Source organism: Nocardia sp. bgisy118 (assembly GCF_057708605.1).
In genome coordinates this window covers 167,347-185,197 of record NZ_JBYISM010000012.1, presented here as the reverse complement: position 1 = coordinate 185,197, position 17,851 = coordinate 167,347, and the positions used below count along the sequence as shown (strand labels likewise).

18 protein-coding genes are annotated in these 17,851 nt (G+C 68.2%); 9 read left to right on the top strand and 9 right to left on the bottom strand.

The window, feature by feature from the left end; all coding sequences use genetic code 11:
• Positions 1-38: 38 nt before the first annotated feature.
• On the bottom strand, positions 39-470 hold the full coding sequence (locus tag AC3EO7_RS17480; protein WP_431970064.1) for an MmcQ/YjbR family DNA-binding protein: 432 nt from the start codon (positions 468-470) through the stop codon (positions 39-41).
• Positions 471-568: 98 nt separating this feature from the next.
• Between AC3EO7_RS17480 and AC3EO7_RS17475 the strand changes: the two genes are divergently transcribed.
• The 3 genes from AC3EO7_RS17475 to AC3EO7_RS17465 all read left to right on the top strand — a co-directional run bounded on the left by AC3EO7_RS17475 (position 569) and on the right by AC3EO7_RS17465 (position 3,811).
• Positions 569-1,789 carry a transcriptional regulator gene (locus AC3EO7_RS17475; protein WP_435591763.1) on the top strand — a complete coding sequence of 407 codons (1,221 nt, stop codon included), beginning with the start codon at positions 569-571 and terminating at the stop codon, positions 1,787-1,789.
• Positions 1,790-1,868: 79 nt separating this feature from the next.
• Positions 1,869-3,386: an acetaldehyde dehydrogenase ExaC gene (gene exaC / locus AC3EO7_RS17470; protein WP_431970066.1), complete on the top strand. Its 1,518-nt coding sequence runs from the start codon at positions 1,869-1,871 to the stop codon at positions 3,384-3,386.
• 20 nt (positions 3,387-3,406) lie between these two features.
• Entirely contained in the window at positions 3,407-3,811 is a 405-nt protein-coding gene (locus AC3EO7_RS17465; protein WP_431970067.1) for a DUF779 domain-containing protein, read from the top strand.
• Between the two features lie 155 nt (positions 3,812-3,966).
• Here AC3EO7_RS17465 and AC3EO7_RS17460 read toward each other — a convergent pair whose 3' ends face one another.
• On the bottom strand, positions 3,967-4,647 hold the full coding sequence (locus AC3EO7_RS17460) for a DUF998 domain-containing protein (RefSeq protein WP_435591778.1): 681 nt from the start codon (positions 4,645-4,647) through the stop codon (positions 3,967-3,969).
• A gap of 276 nt (positions 4,648-4,923) precedes the next feature.
• Here AC3EO7_RS17460 and AC3EO7_RS17455 point away from each other — a divergent pair, with 276 nt between their 5' ends.
• A complete protein-coding gene (locus tag AC3EO7_RS17455) occupies positions 4,924-5,592 on the top strand; it encodes a DUF6891 domain-containing protein (RefSeq protein ID WP_431970068.1) in 669 nt (222 codons plus the stop codon).
• 323 nt (positions 5,593-5,915) lie between these two features.
• Here the strand turns inward: AC3EO7_RS17455 and AC3EO7_RS17450 are convergent, their stop codons facing one another.
• The 7 genes from AC3EO7_RS17450 to AC3EO7_RS17420 form a co-directional block, all read right to left on the bottom strand.
• Positions 5,916-7,469, bottom strand: a complete 1,554-nt coding sequence (locus AC3EO7_RS17450; RefSeq protein ID WP_435591762.1) for a succinic semialdehyde dehydrogenase — start codon at positions 7,467-7,469, stop codon at positions 5,916-5,918.
• 241 nt (positions 7,470-7,710) lie between these two features.
• Positions 7,711-8,544, bottom strand: a complete 834-nt coding sequence (locus tag AC3EO7_RS17445; RefSeq protein WP_435591761.1) for an SDR family NAD(P)-dependent oxidoreductase — start codon at positions 8,542-8,544, stop codon at positions 7,711-7,713.
• On the bottom strand, positions 8,541-9,422 hold the full coding sequence (locus AC3EO7_RS17440) for an alpha/beta fold hydrolase (RefSeq protein ID WP_435591760.1): 882 nt from the start codon (positions 9,420-9,422) through the stop codon (positions 8,541-8,543). Before AC3EO7_RS17440 ends, AC3EO7_RS17445 begins: the two co-directional genes overlap by 4 nt.
• Before the next feature lie 17 nt (positions 9,423-9,439).
• Positions 9,440-9,997 (bottom strand): 3-phenylpropionate/cinnamic acid dioxygenase subunit beta, encoded by a 558-nt coding sequence (locus AC3EO7_RS17435; RefSeq protein WP_431970072.1) that lies wholly within the window; start codon positions 9,995-9,997, stop codon positions 9,440-9,442.
• Between the two features lie 40 nt (positions 9,998-10,037).
• Complete coding sequence (locus AC3EO7_RS17430; RefSeq protein ID WP_435591759.1) at positions 10,038-11,249, bottom strand: NAD(P)/FAD-dependent oxidoreductase; 1,212 nt, start codon at positions 11,247-11,249, stop codon at positions 10,038-10,040.
• Positions 11,246-11,584 carry a non-heme iron oxygenase ferredoxin subunit gene (locus tag AC3EO7_RS17425; protein WP_435591758.1) on the bottom strand — a complete coding sequence of 113 codons (339 nt, stop codon included), beginning with the start codon at positions 11,582-11,584 and terminating at the stop codon, positions 11,246-11,248. The genes AC3EO7_RS17430 and AC3EO7_RS17425 overlap by 4 nt, the downstream gene beginning before the upstream one ends.
• Positions 11,581-12,753, bottom strand: coding sequence for an aromatic ring-hydroxylating dioxygenase subunit alpha (locus AC3EO7_RS17420; protein WP_431970221.1), 1,173 nt, complete (start codon positions 12,751-12,753; stop codon positions 11,581-11,583). The genes AC3EO7_RS17425 and AC3EO7_RS17420 overlap by 4 nt, the downstream gene beginning before the upstream one ends.
• A gap of 288 nt (positions 12,754-13,041) precedes the next feature.
• Between AC3EO7_RS17420 and AC3EO7_RS17415 the strand changes: the two genes are divergently transcribed.
• The 5 genes from AC3EO7_RS17415 to dmpG are packed head-to-tail and all read left to right on the top strand — an operon-like array spanning position 13,042 to position 17,816.
• Positions 13,042-14,025: a zinc-binding dehydrogenase gene (locus AC3EO7_RS17415; RefSeq protein WP_435591757.1), complete on the top strand. Its 984-nt coding sequence runs from the start codon at positions 13,042-13,044 to the stop codon at positions 14,023-14,025.
• Between the two features lie 26 nt (positions 14,026-14,051).
• A complete protein-coding gene (locus tag AC3EO7_RS17410; protein ID WP_435591756.1) occupies positions 14,052-15,005 on the top strand; it encodes a 3-carboxyethylcatechol 2,3-dioxygenase in 954 nt (317 codons plus the stop codon).
• Positions 15,002-15,814, top strand: coding sequence for a 2-keto-4-pentenoate hydratase (locus AC3EO7_RS17405; RefSeq protein WP_435591755.1), 813 nt, complete (start codon positions 15,002-15,004; stop codon positions 15,812-15,814). Before AC3EO7_RS17410 ends, AC3EO7_RS17405 begins: the two co-directional genes overlap by 4 nt.
• Positions 15,811-16,797: an acetaldehyde dehydrogenase (acetylating) gene (locus tag AC3EO7_RS17400; RefSeq protein ID WP_435591754.1), complete on the top strand. Its 987-nt coding sequence runs from the start codon at positions 15,811-15,813 to the stop codon at positions 16,795-16,797. The genes AC3EO7_RS17405 and AC3EO7_RS17400 overlap by 4 nt, the downstream gene beginning before the upstream one ends.
• Entirely contained in the window at positions 16,794-17,816 is a 1,023-nt protein-coding gene (gene dmpG / locus AC3EO7_RS17395) for a 4-hydroxy-2-oxovalerate aldolase (protein WP_435591753.1), read from the top strand. Before AC3EO7_RS17400 ends, dmpG begins: the two co-directional genes overlap by 4 nt.
• Positions 17,817-17,851 lie beyond the last annotated feature (35 nt).

Sequence of the window (17,851 nt, the reverse complement as noted above, 5' to 3'; positions counted from 1 at the left end):
ATCCGAAATGCGTTCGTACGCAGGGGCAATCCGGCTACTCACGCATTCGGCGGGAGCGGATGGGCGGCGAGCCAGTCGGCGGCTCGCTTGCGGGATGCCTGGGCGAGCCAGCCGTCCTGGATGATCTCGGTGAGTTCGCCGAGGGTGATTTCGTGCAGTCGGCACGCGCGCACCAGCACCGAGGGGTGTCCGTCGAAGTGCGGTGTGGTGAAGAACGGCGAGTCCGGATCCTGTACGAGTGCTTGCTTGTCCGATTCCGAGGGCACCCAGAAGACGATGACGTCGGGGTAGCGTTCGCCGGTCTGCGGATCCACGGCATCCGGGCGCGGCGTGCGGAAGAACACGAACGACTTTCCGCCAACCTGGTAGATGGCGTTGCCGCGCGGACCGGCCGCGTTGGTCACGTGCGGCATCCCGCGCGCGATGGCGTGCACGTCGGCGATCCGGGCCGGTCGCTCTCGCTTGTCCATGAGTACGAGCCTAGGCCCGGAAACCGGCGCGTCGCGCAGGCGCGTCCGCCATGATGGGTCCACGAGGCGAGTTCACTCGACGACAAGGGTTTTCCGAGGTGGCACCGTCGCGCACCCTCACCCGGCAGCGGGCAGAACTGGAAAAGGAATGGACCCGGTGGGCATCGACCGCCGGGCCTCGCGCGCGAATCCGTCCCGATTCCAGCGTGCTTCGCACCGACGTGGCACGCTCTTGGCAGCGCTCGCTGCACACCGTCGATCCCGGCCGCACCGTCGCACCCGGACTCGACCGGGTCGACGACCGGTGGGCGGAATCCCCGCTGCGCGGCCCCGTCACCGAACTCGCGGGCCAGATGCGCAGCATCGCCGAGGACGCGAAGTACCTGGCGGTGGTCACCGACGCGGCGGGCACGGTCCTGTGGTCCGGCGGTGACCGGAAGCTGCGCCGCCGAGCCGAGGACGTGAACTTCGCGCCGGGCGGCTGCTGGGACGAAAGCCATATGGGCACGAACGGGCTGTCCCTCGCGCTGCACGACGACCAGCCTGCCACCGTGTTCGCCGCCGAACACCTCGTCGCCGCGCTGCACGGCTGGGTCTGCTATGCCGCGCCGATCCACGCACCGGACGGCAGGCTGCTCGGCGTGCTGGATCTGTCCAGCGACTGGAGCCGCTCGCATCCGATGGCGATGGCCTCGGTGCGATCACTGGTCACGGCGGTCGAGGCGGTGCTGCGCACGAGCGCGCCGCCACCCGCCGAGCGGGTGCGGCTCGAATGTCTGGGCACCGCACGGCTGTTGCGCCACGGCAGGCCGGTGCCGCTGCCGCCGCGGCAGCTGGAGATCCTCGCTCTGCTCGCGCTGGAGCCGGACGGCTACACCCCCGATCAGCTGCACGCCGCGGTGTACGGCGATCGCTCGATCTCGACGAGCACGCTGAAAGCCGATGTCTCGCATCTGCGCCGGGCCACCGGAGGTGAGATAGCCAACCGCCGCTACACCCTGACCGGACCGCTGTCCTGCGACGCCGTCGACCTGCTCGCCGCCATCACCTCGGGCGACACCTCGGGCGCGGTGTGGCACTATCGCGGCCCGCTGCTCCCCGGTTCCGACACCCCGGGCGTCGTCGAATGGCGCGACTACCTCGATGTCGGCATTCGCACCGCGGTCCTGGCCAGCGATCGACCCGAGCACGCCATCGCCTTCGGCGAGCGCGCCGGGGGCGATATCGCGGTGCACGAGCACGCTTTGCGGCTGCTGCCCACCGACGACGTGCGCCGCGCGGTCGTCGCCGCCCGGCTGCACAACGCCCGGCACAGTTGATCCCGGCCACCAACCTCCCGCCAACCTTCGCCGTTCATAGTGGCGTGCGTCGATGGCTTTCGCGCGAGGAGTGATTGCGATGATCTACGCCAAACCGGGTTCCGACGCCGCCATAGTCGGTTACGCCACCCGCTACGACAACTTCATCGGAGGCGACTGGGCCGCTCCGATCGAGGGCCGCTACTTCGACAATCCCTCCCCGGTCGACGGGGAAACCTTCTGCTCTGTAGCCCGTTCCAGCGCCGCCGACATCGATATGGCGCTGGAGGCCGCCCATCACGCGGCCGAGGCGTGGGCCGCGACCTCGCCGACCGTGCGCGCGAACATTCTCCTCGAGATCGCCGCGCGCATCGAGAACAGCCTCGAGCCGCTCGCGGTCGCCGAAACCTGGGACAACGGCAAACCGGTCCGCGAAACCCTGGCCGCCGACCTGCCTTTGGCGGTCGACCATTTCCGCTACTTCGCCGGCGTCATCCGCGCCCAGGAGGGCGGCATCTCCCAGATCGACGCCGACACCGTCGCCTACCACTTCCACGAGCCGCTCGGCGTGGTCGGGCAGATCATTCCATGGAACTTCCCGATCCTGATGGCCGCGTGGAAACTCGCGCCCGCCCTGGCCGCGGGGAACTGCGTGGTGCTCAAGCCCGCCGAGCAGACGCCCGCCTCGATCCTGCTCGTGGTGGAGTTGATCGCCGATCTGCTGCCGCCCGGAGTCCTGAACGTGGTCAACGGTTTCGGCGTCGAGGCGGGCAAACCGCTGGCCACCAGTCCGCGGGTCGCGAAGATCGCGTTCACCGGCGAGACCACCACCGGGCGGCTCATCATGCAGTACGCCAGCGAGAACATCGTCCCGGTCAGCCTGGAACTGGGCGGCAAGAGCCCCAACATCTTCCTGCCGGATGTCATGGCCGACGACGACGCGTTCCTGGACAAGGCCGTCGAAGGCTTCGTGATGTTCGCGCTCAACCAGGGCGAGGTGTGCACCTGCCCGTCGCGCGCGCTGATCCACTCGTCCATCTACGACGAGTTCCTGGCTCGCTGCCTGGAGCGGACCGCGGCCATCGAGGGCGGGCACCCGCTCGACGACGCCACCATGATCGGAGCCCAAGCCAGCAACGATCAGTACGAGAAGATCCTGTCCTATATCGACATCGGCAGGCAGGAGGGCGCCCGCGTACTCAGCGGAGGGGAAGCACGCAAGGTGGACGGACTGCCCGGCGGGTACTACATTCAGCCCACCATTCTGGAGGGCGACAACACCATGCGCGTCTTCCAGGAGGAGATCTTCGGACCCGTGGTCGCGGTGACCCGCTTCGACACCGTCGACGAAGCGGTCCGGATCGCCAACGACACCCTCTACGGCCTCGGCGCGGGCGTGTGGACCAGGGACGGCGCCACCGCCTACCGGATGGGCCGGGCGATCAAAGCGGGCCGGGTGTGGACCAACTGCTATCACGCCTATCCCGCGCACGCCGCCTTCGGCGGATACAAGAAGTCCGGGATCGGCAGGGAGAACCACAAGATGATGCTCGACCACTACCAGCAGACCAAGAACCTGCTGGTGAGCTACTCCCCTACCAAGCTCGGATTCTTCTGATGCGGAATCGGATCACTCTCATGCAGAACCGGGTTCATCGCGTCGGCATGACCGACGCGGCGCGAGTGGTGCTGCGCCGGTTGATAGAACACCACGGGCCGGTGCGGTTCCATCAGTCCGGCGGATGCTGCGACGGCAGCTCGCCCATGTGCTTCCCGGCCCGCGAATTCCGGGTCGGTGCCGCCGACGTGCTGCTGGGGCAGCTACCGTGGCACACCGAATTCTGGATGAGCGCCGATCAGTTCCAGCTGTGGAAACACACGCACCTCACCGTGGACGTGGTGTCGGGGCGCGGGAGCGGCTTCTCGCTCGAGGCGCCCCTCGGCGTGCGTTTCCTCATCCGGTCCCGGCTGCTCACCGACGAGGAAGCGGCGGCATTGGCGGCAGGCCCGCCGCCGCCCACCGGTGCCGACCGGCTCACCTGAGAGCCGGCGACGGGGATCTGGCCGGCTCGACCGCAGACCGAGCCGGCCAGGGCCCCGAAGACGCGGTCGAATTCCGGCGGCAGGGGGCCGCCGACCGGCCGAAAAGTGGGCGGATATCGCGTAGCTGCCAGGAACCTGAGTTCTGACAGACCCATTCATTCGACCGACACGCGTGGAACTGGTCTGCTCATCAGGCGGATCGCCAATAAGGCAACCCACATGCCGCCGGCAATGATCCCAATTCGTTCAATGAGCCCTGCTGGTCCCCCGTCTACCAATTTGGCGGTGAGGACGAAGGCGACATAAGAGGTGACGACCAGCAGGCCAGTGGCAACCGAATACCAGGACCAGGCCCGACTTTCGAGCGCCTCATCGCGCCGTGCCAACACGAAGCAAGCCGCAGTCAGCGAAGTGAACTGAACCAGACCTAAGAGACTATGAATGGCGCCGTGAATGGTTAGCGCTTCGGACGCTCCTGGTGGGTAACCTAGCGACGGGTCGGGAAGGACAGGCCCGATGGCGACGAAGGTGAAGCCATAGATGCCGAGCAGGATGGGCCCCCAGCTGGAACCACGTCCTGTACGCAGAAGCAGCCTCATCCCGATGGCAAAAGCGAGCAGGAGCGTTCCGGTGACGATGTAGTTGGTTACTTGCATCCACCCACCAGGCCCCAGTTCGAGGTTGCTGTCGGGGACTACCCAGGCGTTGTAGTCAGGGCGTACAGCCCCGAGGACGAGAATGACAACAATGTTGAGCAGCGGAGCAACGACACCGCAAGCCAGCAGCAGTCTCATCGCCGCTGACTGCTCTCCAGCACTTTGCGCTGAGGTTTCCATATCGATCACGACACGTGTCCTCTCGTCGTCTATCGGGGTAAGGGGTTCGAGTTGCGTTCGGCTCGCCGACCGCACCCGAGGTGAACACCACTATCGACCGATCAGTCACTCCGGAGATTGGAAAAATGTTCCCCTGGCCCGGTACCGATCCAGGGCGATGACAGGCAGATTGTCCGCGTGCAGCGCCGTTTACGGCTCCATCCGGACCATGTCCCTCCCTCTGTACCGCACCACATCGCCGTCTGCCACGTCGTCTGCGTGTTACGCTCCGCCACCGTGACGTTGTGGCCCTACAACGAGATGCCCGCCGGTTTCGCCCTCACCGGATACGGCTTGGACCCCGCCGACGAGCAGGCGCTGACCGAGAAAATCTGGTCGTGGCTGGTGGCGGGCAATGCCGATGCAGACGAATTCGTCGATGCCGAGCAGGAGGGCTGGGATCTCACCGGCGACCGGCTCTACGCGGCGTTCGAGACGGCCCGCGAAGCCCGCATCGAGCAGCAGGCGCAGTGGACGCCGGAGCAGACCGGCACCAACCTCGATCGAGCTTTTGGGGAGCTGAACGAGGCCGGCATCCTCGCCCGGCAAAACTTCACCTGCTGCGGCACGTGTGGTACCGCCGAGATCGGTAGCGAAATGAACGGCTCCCGGCACTGGCGCGGCTACGTCTTCTTCCACCAGCAGGACACCGAGACACTCGTCGACAGCGGCTATGTGTACTTGAACTACGGCTTGTTCCCGCCGGCGGACTTCGACCAAGAGGCGTATTCGCAACTGTCCGAAGCCGACAAAGAGGCCGCCTACCTGGCCGATCTCAACACCGTGATCACCGATGACGCGGTACCACGCCTGGAGAAGCACGGCCTCGATGTGGAGTGGGACGGCAACCCCCGCACGCGGATCCTGCTGCGCAACGCGCAGTGGTATGCGCCTCTCGACGCCTGATCACTGCCCCGGTAGCCGGATCAGCCGGCGGGCAGGACAACCGATGTATCCGGAGACGCTGGGCGGCCTGCTGAAAGTCCTTGGCGTTCCGAATGTTCCGGGCCGGACATCGGCAATGCGCCAGCACGTCCAACAGATGCCCGCCCCGGTCGTCGGGATCACCGCCGAACAAGCCCGCGCCTGCAAACCAACACAGAGCTGTTCCGGCATGCACACCCGTCAGTCCGGAGCTGTGGTTCAGACGGGCGTCGTCCGGGGCGCGAATCTGCGACAGATGAATAGGCGACCTCACCAGTTGGCGACACCGGCAGGCCGTGCGCGGATCAGCGGCCGGGCAGGAACCGGAGGCTGCGCGCGACGAGCATCAGGAAGCGCTGCCACAGGTCGTGCGAAACCATCGGCGGCGGATCCAGATTCATGAACCTGGTGACCACGACCGTCTGCGGCTCGGTGAACTTCAGCAGGCCGTCCGCGCCGTGCCTGCGCCCGACGCCGGAGATGCCCATGCCGCCCATCGGGGCCGCGGTGGTGCCCCACGCCGGGGCGTAGCCCTCGTCGACGCACACGGTGCCGGCATGCAGTCGCTGCGCGATCTTCTCGCCCGCCGACTTGCTCTCCGCCCACACGCTGGCATTGAGGCCGTATTCGGTGTCGTTGGCCAGCCGGATGGCGTCCTCCGCCGAGTCGACCGGGTAGATCGACACCAGCGGGCCGAAGGTCTCGTTGCGACCGCACTCCATCTCGTCGGTCACGTCGGCGAGCACCGTCGGCTCGAAGAACAGCGGGCCCAGGTCGGGGCGCGCCTTGCCGCCCGCGAGCACCTTGGCGCCCTTCGAGGTGGCGTCGGCGACGTGCTTGGTGACCGTCTCCAGCTGCGCCTCGGAGATGAGGCTGCCGATGTCGGCCGAATTGTCGTAGGCCGCGCCCAGTTTCGCGCCCTGCACCGCGGCGACGAACTTCGCGGTGAACTCGTCGGCGACCGCCTTCTCGACATAGAGGCGCTCGATCGAGATACACAGCTGACCCGCGTTGGAGAAGCACGCGCGCACCGCGGCCTTGGCGGCCTTGTCCAGGTTCGCGCCGCGGGTGACGATCATCGGGTTCTTGCCACCCAGCTCGGCCGAGAAGCCGATGAGCCTGCGCCCGCACTGTTCGGCCAGCGCCCGGCCGGTGGCCGAGGAGCCGGTGAACATCAGGTAGTCGCAGGCGTCCACGATGGCGGTGCCGACCACCGAGCCGGGGCCGGGCACCACGGCGAGCAGGTCGCGCGGCAGGCCCGCACGGTAGAGCAGCTCGGCGGCGGCCAGCGCGGAGTACGGGGTCTGGCTGTCGGGCTTGACCACCACCGCGTTGCCCGCGAGGAGAGCGGGTATCGAGTCGCCGATGGACAGCACCATCGGGTAGTTCCACGGCGAGATCACGCCGACCACGCCCTTGGGCTGGGTGTGCACCGCGGCGCGGTTCAGCACGGGGAAGGCGCCGGGCACGTTCCGCGGCCGCAGCAGTCCGGGCGCGACCCTGGCGAAGTAGCGGGCCGCGAACATCATGCCCATGATCTCTTCCTGGGCCGCCCAGCGCGCCTTGCCGGTCTCGGCCTGGATGACGTCCATCAGGGATTCGCGCTCGGCGATGATCAGCGCGCGGAAACGCTCGAACACCGCGGCGCGCTCCGCGGCGGGGCGGGCGGCCCAGCGCGCCTGCGCGGACCTGGCCTTCGCGAATGCCGACGCCACGTCCTCCGCGGTGCCGACCGGCACCGAGCCGAGCGGCTTGCCGGTGAACGTCTCGGCGATCGTCTTGCGCGAGTGAGCTTCGTGATCGTCGATCGCGGCGAGCGCGCTCAGACGGTCGAAGACTCCGGCTTCCGGCGCGGGCATCCTTGCCTCCTACTTGTGAGTAACCTCGGGATACACACAATCTACGCCGTCGGTGGCGTCGAACACACTCGGTCCACCGACATGGTCGGATCAGGCTCGTGACGCCGCGCAGGTCCGCCAAGCACCGGTTCGATACGGTCGGCGTCCAGATGAAGGGCAGGCCCGGCGATGGACAGCGCGGCGGTGAATTCGGACCAGCCCGCGGCTCGACCTCGCCGGGTCGGTGCTTTCGACCAGCGATTCACAAGTGGTCGCCGCCGGCGGGCGTCGCGAAGCCACGGACGCCGATGCCGCCGTCGACCGCCAACGCCTGGCCGGTGATGGGTCCGCTCTGTTCGCGGGAGGCGAGCAGCACGTATGCCGCGGTGAAATCGCGGGGGTCGACGCTGGAGTCGTGCAGAGGGATCGGCGGGGGCGCGGCGTTCGCGGGCCGTTCGGCAAAGGAATCGGCCAGGGAACGGCCGTGCATGGCAAGCGATTCCGGGCCGCGCAGGTCGGTGTTCATGCCGCCGCATGCCACGCCGTTGACGCGGACCTTGGGTGCGAGTTCGTAGGCCAGTTCACGCATCAGGCCCAGGCAGGCGTGCTTGCTCGCGGTGTAGACGGGTCCACCGCCGTTGACGTGGAAGGAGGCGTTCGACAGCGTCATCACGATGCTGCCGCGGGTCTCGACCAGGGCACGCCAGGCCGCCTCGGCGGCCAGCAGGTACCCCTTGACGTTGACGGCGAACAGTTCGTCGAAGGTGTCCGACAGCTCGGCGGGGGTCAGCCGGGTGAGCTGACGCTGGAAGTCCCAGATGCCCGCGTTGGCCACGAGGGTGTCGAGTTTGCCGAAACGGGAGACGGTTTCGGCGACCGCGTCGTGCAGTTGCCCCGAATCGCGCACGTCGGCTTCGACCGCGTGCATCCGTTCGGGATCGGCGCTGTCGGCGACGACCTTCTCCAGCCGGTCGAGGTCTCTGCCGAGGACGGTGACCGAGGCTCCCTCGGCGAGGAACCGCTCGGCGACGGCACGCCCGATTCCGGATCCGCCTCCGGTGACCAGGGCGACGTATCCCTCGAGCCAGCCCGTCACGACAGCTCTCCCAGGAAATCACCGACCAGGCGCTCGAATTCACGGGCACGCTCGAGCTGCACCCAGTGTCCGCAGGATCCGAAGATGTGCATCTGAACGTCGCGAATGTTGCGGAGCATGATCTGGGCGCCGTCGAGGGTGATGGTCCGATCGTCACGGCCCCACAGCAGCAGGGTGGGTGCGGTGATCTTGTGCAGATCCCGCCACAGCGGGTCCATTCCGTGCCGTTTGCCGAACGCGGCGTTGTACCGGTGATAGAAATCGATGTGGCTCTGCTCCAGCGAGGCCTCGTAGCGGGCCTTGACCACGTCCTGCCCGAACTGTTTGTGGTCGAAGACCATGGTGCGGATGAAGGCGGCCATCTTCTTCTCGCTCGGCCCGCCGCCGTTGTAGTAGCGGAACATCTCCTTCTGCCCTTCGGTCGGGGTGGGTCCGAAGGGCAGCCAGCCACCGCCGGGGGCCATGAGCACCAGGCCCGAGATACGGTCGGGTTGGGTCTGCGCCATCGCGATCGCGGCCGCGCCGCCGAGGCTGTTGCCGAGCAGGTGGAAACGTCGCACCTCGAGTCGGTCCAGTGCCTCGAAGAGAGCGGTCACCGCGATCTCGGTGATCGAGTGCCGGTCGAGATCGACCTCGGTCGGGCGGTAGCTGTCGCCGAATCCCGGTTGGTCGGGCAGGATCACCCGAAATCGCTGGGCGAGCGCGGGCAGGTTCTGGTGATAGTTGCTGACGCCGGAGGCGCCGGGGCCGCCGCCGTGCAGCATCACCAGCGCGGGCCCGGCGCCGACCTCGGTGACGGCTATCGACCCGGCGGTGGTGGCGATCGTGTGACGGGTGAACGTCAGTGGTGTGTGGTCGAGGCTGGAAGGGGCGGACATGGCTGTGCCTTTCGGGATCAGAAGAATGTGGAAATGTTCTTGGCGCGCAGAACGTTCTGGTCCAGCAGAATGCTGCGGCGGGCGACCAGCAGGCCGTCACCGCGGCGACGAAGGACGTCGGTACGCCGACCGGCGAAGACGTTCTCCTCGTGCTCCAGGCGGTTGCGGTAGACCAGGAACGCCGACCGCACCAGCAGGTCCCGCGGTGTGAATCCGGGATGCTCGGTCGGATCCACGTGGTGTGCGACGACATTGGTCACCAGGTGGCGGGTCCGCGACGGCGGGTCCTCGGCCCATGCCATTCCGGAATCGAAGCGCCGAATCCGCCAGGCCAGACTGTCCTTGGTCTCGTCGTAATAGGCGGCCTCGCCGCGGGCGGCGACCGACAGCGCCTGCTGGCGTCGTAATCGGTTGGTACGCGTGGGCATCCAGTAGTCGAGGTCGTCGGCGAGCAGGTCGAGCCAGTCGGCGAACCTCCCGTCGTCGAGTAGCTCGGCTTCCAGGTAGTAGAACTGCTCCACCTCGAAGTGGATGTCGCGGTCGGCTCTGACACCGGGTGCGGTGATGGTGCTCACGGCGTCGGGTATCCCTTCTCGATGAGGGCGCGCGGGCGGCTCATCCGCGCACCAGCCGCTTGAGGTCGACTGCGGTGTCGGTCAATTGCTCGGGGTGCACCGCGACGGCGCGGTCGATCAGGCGACGCGCGGCACGCGCCGCGGTCGAATCGCCCACCGCGACCGCCGCGACGACCCGATCCCCCGACAGCCCGAAGGCGCAGAACGGCGGCTCACCGAAAACGCCTCGGAAGACCGCGTTCTCGGCTTCGGCCATCGCACCCACCACTTCGACGTGCACGCCGTGGCGGTCGGTCCAGAACCACGGCGCGCCGTCGGCGGGTGGATCGATGCCGAGGATCGTGGCCGCGGCGCGGACCCCGTCCTGCTGGGCCGCTTCCCAGTGCTCGGCCCGCGGTAGGGCGATCCCGTCGCGGCGCACGCGCGCGGCGTCACCGACCGCAAGCACCGCGGGGTTGCTCGTGGTGCGGGTGTGGTCGACGAGGATTCCGCGATCGACGTCGAGTCCGGCCGCGACGGCCATCGCGGTGTCGGGGGCCATGCCGACGCCGAGGACGACCAGATCGAAGGTGTGGCTGCCGCGGTCGTCGGCCAAGTCGGCATGGATCAGGCCCGAATCGTCGAGCAGTGACCGCACCGAGGTCCGCATGGTGACGATGCCGCGCCGGGCGTGCTGACGGTGCAGCCAGTCGGCCGTCATCGGCCCCACGGCCGCCGCGAGCGGTGGGCGCACCGGATCGACCAGCGTCACCGCGCAGCCCAGATCGACTGCGGTGGACGCGACTTCGGCCCCGATCAATCCGGCGCCGACCACGAGCACGCGCGCTCCGGGCTGCAACTGCGCACGCAGGCGTAGCGCGTCCTCGGCGGTGCGCAGCACGTGGACCCGCTCGCTCTGCACGCCGGGGACAGGTGGGCGCACCGCTCGGCCGCCGGTCGCCAGCACGACGCGATCGGCCGTCACCGCCGTCCCGTCGGACAGCTCGACCTGTCCGGTGCCCGGCCGCAACGCGGTCACCGTCCGCCGCGTGATCAGGCGTACTTTGTTGTCGTCGTACCAGCCCGGACGCTGTAATGCGATGTCGGTCAGCGTCTTCGCGCCGGTCAGGAAGTCCTTGGACAGCGGCGGCCGATCGTAGGGGAACTCTCCCGCGTCGACGAGGGTGATGTCGCCGACGAATCCACCCGAGCGCAGCGCCGCCGCGGTGCTCACTCCGGCGATACCGCCACCGACGATCGCGACGGCGGTCACGGTGTCTCACCCGGGAAGACGAACACCTCGTCGTCACGCACCTCGACACGATGGGTGCGCGCGTCCTCTGTCGCCGGAAGGCTCTGCACCGCACCGCTTTTCAAACAGAATTTGCTGGCGTGCATCGAGCATTCGACGAATCCGCCCTCCACCCAGCCCTCGGCCAGGGAAGCGACCTCGTGCGGGCAGGTGTCGTTCAACGCGTAGACCGCGCCGTCGTCGTCGCGCAGCAGCGCGATGTGGTCCGCGGTGCCGGTGATCGACCTGTCGATCGCGATGCCTTCGCCGATGGGGATGTCGTCGAGTGCCGCGACCCGGATTCCGGTGGTGTTCAACGAATTTCCTCCTCGTGCCAGGCGGGGGTGTTCATCAGGTCCCGCCAGCGGCCGTAGAACGCGCGCCCTGCCGCGTCACTGTAGAGCTCGCTGGTCCGGCCGGGATGGCGGCCGTCGTCCCGCTCGGAACCCATGCCCATCTGGTAGTTCAACGGGACGCGATTGGTGATGAAGCCGTGCGAGATGGCCTGCACCTCGCTCCAGTTCTCGCCGTCGTCCTGCTCGAAGATGCCGCTGGGTCCGAAGGTGCGCAGGTTGTACAGCCGCTGTGCTTCACGGACTTCCTCGGGCATCGACTTGTCGACCACCGTCCACGACCAGACCTCCATGCGATCGGGTCCTTTGGGATGCCAGACCCGGACGGTGCCGATCACCGGAAGGTAGGAGAAGTTCGGGAACACCGTGGCGTGGCCGTCGGTGAGCGGACCCTCCACGCGCGCATCGCCCAACCGCGCGCGCAACGCGTCGTAGTCGGTCCATTCGTGCACCGTCTTGGCGTTGAAGCGGTTCTTCGGATGCACCGGGAACCCCGCGCCGTGCCCGTTCTGCCCGACGTACTGGCGGCCGCTGCGATGCACGACCTCGGTCTTGGGATTCTTGGTCGGCGACAGCACCATCAGCGCCGACGCGTGGCTGCTGTTGACGTGGTACCAGTCGGTGGCGAACTGTTCGGCGGCCAGCTTCCAATTGCCTTCGAGCACCCATTTGTGCACGCCGCCGACGACCGTGGTGCCCGCGTCGTCGTGGTCGAGCATCGCGTCCATGTACCAGGCCATCTCACCGAGGTATTCGCGCAGGCTCATCGGCCGCGGATGCCAGGTGCCGAAGACCAGGCCGCGATAGGACTCGACATGGGGCACCTCGACCAGCCCCCACTGGTCGGCGTCGAAGGAATCCGGGTAGCCCTCGCGATTGGGGATCGACACCAGCCGCCCGTCCAGGTCGTAGGCCCAGCCGTGATAGGTGCAGGTGAAATTGCGGGTTGTGCCGAAATCGGCGCGGCACACGCGAGCGCCGCGATGGCGGCACGAATTCAGATAGGCCCGAATGCGCTTGTTCTTGTCCATCGTCACGATCACCGGGTCTTCGCCCATGAACGTGGTGAAGAAGTCGCCCGGTCTGCGGAATTGCTCGGCGTGCGCCAGAAACAGCCAACTCGGCGCGAACACCCGGCGCATTTCCTGTCGGTAGAGCTGCTCGTCGGTGAAGATCGCGCGATCGAGCAGACCGCCCTCGGCGTCGACCAGGCCCGAGACATCGACGGTGCGGACCAGGTCCGCGGGGCGTCGCAGCGCACCGCACGGGGCCGCGCACGCCGCGTCGCGACCGGACGTGGGTTCGATGGTGGAGGTCATGCCGATCAGCAAAGCCGCCGAACGCCTGCCTTATCCAGCAACCGTTCCGCAGGACGGCACGACGACTGTTCTCGACCGCCCTGTTCGGGCGACGGTGGCGGCATGCTCGCTGCACAAGCCATCTCCCAGAGCGCTACCGACCCACTGTCGGGTCTGGTGGTGCACGATGTCGAAATCCCGCAGCCGCAACCGGGTTGGACGCTGGTGCGGGTCGCGGCGACGTCGTTGAACATGCACGATCTGTGGACCCTGCGCGGAGTCGGCCATCCCGCCGACCGGCTGCCCATCGTGCTCGGTTGCGACGCGGCAGGCCACGACAGCGACGGCAACCCCGTAATCGTGCATCCGGTCATCGCCGATTCCGACGCGGGCGGCGGGGACGAGACGCTCGATCCGGCGCGGGCCCTGATGTCGGAACGCTACGACGGCACGTTCGCCGAGTACGTCGCGGTGCCGCGCCGCAATCTGATCCCGAAGCCGGATTGGCTGTCGTTCGACGAAGCCGCATGCCTGCCGGTCGCCTGGACCACCGCCTACCGAATGCTGTTCACCAAGGCCGAGATCAAGCCTGGCGACCGGGTTCTGGTGCAAGGCGCCGGTGGCGGTGTCGCCTCGGCCGCGATCTCGCTCGCCGCCGCCGCGGGTGCGGTGGTGTACGCGACCAGCCGCAGCGCCGGCAAACGCACCGCGGCCGTGCGATGGGGTGCGCGACTGGCGGTGCCGACCGGAGAGCGGCTGCCCGAACGCGTCGACGTCGTCATCGAAACCGTCGGCGCGGCCACCTGGGAACATTCGCTGAAGTCGCTGCGGCCCGGCGGCGCGGTGGTGGTGGCGGGCGCGACCAGCGGTGGAGATCCGTCCGCGGCGCTCAACCGGGTCTTCTATCTGCAACAGCGCATCCTCGGTTCCACCGGGTGTACGCGCGCCGAGCTGGTGGCGATGCTGCGCATGATGGAAGCCACCGGGGTGCGACCGGTGATCGATCGGACCATGCCGCTCACCGACATTCACAAGGGCTTCCAGCTCATGATCGACGGCACCCTCACCGGCAAGGTCGTCGTCCATCCCTCCGCCCCGCAGCCGTGACGCACGGCGATCCTCAGGAGTCAGCTATGACCGCGGCAGCCGTCGGCCTGTCCCATTCACCCTTGATCGGCAAGAACGATCCCGCACCCGAGGTTCTCGCCCGGGTCGATCACGCCATCGCCATCGCACGCGAGTTCGTCCGCACCTTCGACCCCGAGCTGGTGGTGCTGTTCGCACCCGATCACTACAACGGATTCTTCTACCGGGAGATGCCCCCGTTCTGTCTGGCCACCGCGGCGCACGCGGTCGGCGACTTCGATTCCGCCGCTGGGCCGTTGACGGTCGACACCGCCGCCGCCGAGCAGTTGGCCGCCGGGGTGCTCGCCCGCAGGATCGACCTCACAGTGTCGGCGCGCATGACCGTCGATCATGGTTTCGCGCAGCCGCTGGAGATGCTGTTCGGCGGGATCGACCGGGTTCCGGTGGTCCCGGTGTTCGTCAACGGTGTCGCCACTCCCCTCGGCCCGGTCGCCCGGGTGCGCGCACTGGGCACCGCGATCGGCCAAGCCGCCGCGGAACTCGATCGTCGCGTGCTGTTCCTCGGGTCGGGCGGGCTCTCCCACGACCCGCCGGTGCCGGTGCTCGCCGGCGCTCCGCCGCGGGTGGCCGACGCGCTGATCGAGGGACATCCACCGACACCGGAACAGCGCGCCAAGGGCGAGGGCCGCGTGGTCGAGGCAGGCCGCGCCTACGCGGCCGGATCGACCGGCATGATCCCCATCAATCCCGAGTGGGACAACCAGCTGCTGGATCTGTTGCAGCACAACGATCTCGCGGCCTTCGACGACTGGACCGTCGAATGGATGGGACGCGAGGGCGGTGGATCCGCGCACGAGGTGCGGACCTGGATCGCGGCCTACGCCGCGCTCGCCGCGTCCGGCGACTACGAACTCGGTTACCGCTTCTACGAGGCCATTCCCGAGTGGATCGCCGGATTCGCCGTCACCACCGCGACCGGCCGCCGACAGGAGGCTTCATGAACACCAGTCGAGTCGCGACCCCCGGCATCCGGCAGGCGGCCGAGCTCTTGGCGCAGGCAAGCGAATCCGGTTGTCCCACAGCGTCGATCCGCGATCTGATCCCCGCCGGGGATGTGCCGGGTGCCTATGCCGTGCAGGCCGAAGGCACGCGCCGCCGCCTCGCGTCCGGCGCGCGGATCGTCGGGCGCAAGATCGGGCTGACCGCACCGGCCGTCCAGCGCCAGCTCGGGGTCGATCAACCCGATTTCGGCGTCCTGTTCGACGACATGGATGTCAGCTCGCTGCCCGCGGTGCCCTCCGATCGTCTGCTGCAACCCAAGGCCGAAGCCGAAGTCGCGTTCGTGCTCGGCGCCGATCTCGCCGACGGCGAGCTGAGCCTCGAGCGGGTTCGCGCGGCGGTCGACTACGCCGTCGCCGCGATCGAGATCGTCGACAGCCGCATCGCCGACTGGGACATCACCATCACCGACACCATCGCCGACAACGCCTCGAGTGGTCTGTACGTGCTCGGCCGAGATCGCCTGACCCTGGCGGAGTTCCAGCCCAGGGCGGTGACCATGCGCATGTTCGCCGACGACGTGCTCGTCTCGGAGGGCGCGGGCGCGGCGTGCCTCGGCGATCCGCTGCTGGCGCTGGCCTGGCTCGCCGATGCCGCTCGCGCGTACGGGGATCCGCTGCGCGCCGGGCAGGTCGTGCTGTCGGGCGCACTGGGTCCGATGGCGCCCGCGCCGCCGGGTGCGCGCGTCCGCGCCGAGATCGAGCCGCTCGGATCCGTCGATGCCGTCTTCTCCCCGAAAGAGTTCTCATGAACGTGTCCGAATCCACCACGACCTCGGTGGCAATCATCGGTTCCGGAAACATCGGCACCGATCTGATGCTCAAGGTGCTGCGGCTGTCCGACACCCTGCGCGTGGGCGCGATGGTCGGCATCGACCCCGGTTCCGACGGGCTCGCCCGGGCCCGCCGCCTCGGCATTCCGACGACGGCCGATGGTGTCGACGGCCTGATCGCACTGCCGAACTTCGACGAGATCGACATCGTCTTCGACGCCACCTCGGCCAAAGCCCATGTCGCGAACGCCGAGAAGCTCCGTTCCTTCGGCAAGAAGCTCATCGACCTCACCCCCGCCGCGATCGGCCCGTTCGTGGTCCCGCCGGTCAATCTCGACCGGCTGCTCGACGACGGCAGCGACAACGTCAACATGGTCACCTGCGGCGGTCAAGCCACCATTCCGATCGTGGCCGCCGTCGCGGCCGTGACCCCGGTGCACTACGCCGAGATCGTGGCCTCGATCGCCTCGAAGTCCGCGGGACCCGGCACGCGCGCCAATATCGACGAGTTCACCGAAACCACGTCGCGCGCCATCGAATCGGTCGGCGGTGCGGCGCGCGGCAAGGCGATCATCGTCCTCAATCCGGCCGAACCGCCCCTGATCATGCGCGACACCGTGTTCTGTCTCATCGGCGACGCCGACCGTGAGGCGATCGCGGCCTCGGTCGCCGAGATGGCCGACAGGGTCGCGCAGTACGTGCCCGGATACCGGCTCAAGCAGCAGGTGCAATTCGCCTCGGTCGCCGAGGACGTGCACACCCTGGTCCCGCCGGGCCTCGGCCCGCTCACCCAGGTGTCGGTGTTCCTCGAGGTGGAGGGCGCGGCCCACTATCTGCCCGCGTACGCGGGCAATCTCGACATCATGACCTCGGCGGCGCTGCGCGTGGCCGAACGCATCGCAGGTCGCGACGCGGTCGCGGCGATCGGCCCGGCGCGGGCTGGAATCGAGGTGGACCGATGACCCGGCGGCTCTACATCCAGGATGTGACCCTGCGCGACGGGATGCACGCCATCCGCCACCGCATTTCGCCCGGTGATGTCGGCGCGATCGTGTCGGCGCTGGACGCGGCGGGGGTCGACGCGATCGAGGTCGCGCACGGTGACGGGTTGGCGGGCGGTTCGGTCAACTACGGGCCTGGCAGTCACACCGACTGGCAGTGGCTCGAGGCCGCCGCCGCGGCCGTGCGGAAGTCCGTGCTGACCACGCTGCTGTTGCCGGGTATCGGCACCATCGCCGATTTGCGGCGCGCCTACGAGCTCGGCGTGCGGTCGGTTCGGATCGCCACCCACTGCACCGAGGCCGATATCGCCGCACAGCACATCGCCACCGCCCGCGAACTGGGCATGGATGTTTCCGGGTTCCTCATGATGAGCCACATGGCCGCGCCCGCGCAGCTGGCCGCACAGGCGGCGCTGATGGAATCCTATGGCGCACAGTGCGTTTACGTCACCGACTCGGGCGGGCGGCTGACCATGGACGGTGTGCGCGAGCGGCTCCGCGCCTATCGCGACGTGCTCGCGCCCGACACCCAGATCGGCATCCACGCTCACGAGAATCTATCGCTGGCGGTGGCCAACAGCGTCGTCGCTGTCGAGGAGGGCGCGACCCGCGTCGACGCCTCGCTGGCCGGTCAAGGCGCGGGGGCGGGCAACTGCCCGATCGAGCCATTCGTCGCGGTCGCCGAACTGCAAGGCTGGCAACACGATTGCGACCTATTCGCGCTCCAGGACGCCGCCGACGATCTGGTACGCCCACTCCGGGACCGGCCGGTGCAGGTCGACCGCGAGACCCTGACCCTTGGATACGCCGGCGTGTATTCCTCGTTCCTCCGGCACGCGGAGAACGCGGCGACACGCTACGGCATCGATGCTCGCGCGCTGCTACTCGAAGTCGGCCGCCGCGGACTGGTCGGCGGTCAGGAGGACATGATCGTCGACATCGCCCTGGATCTGATCTCGAATCGCCCCGTCACCGGCTGACCGGACCTCCGACTTGTCCAGCGCGTCGAGGGGTC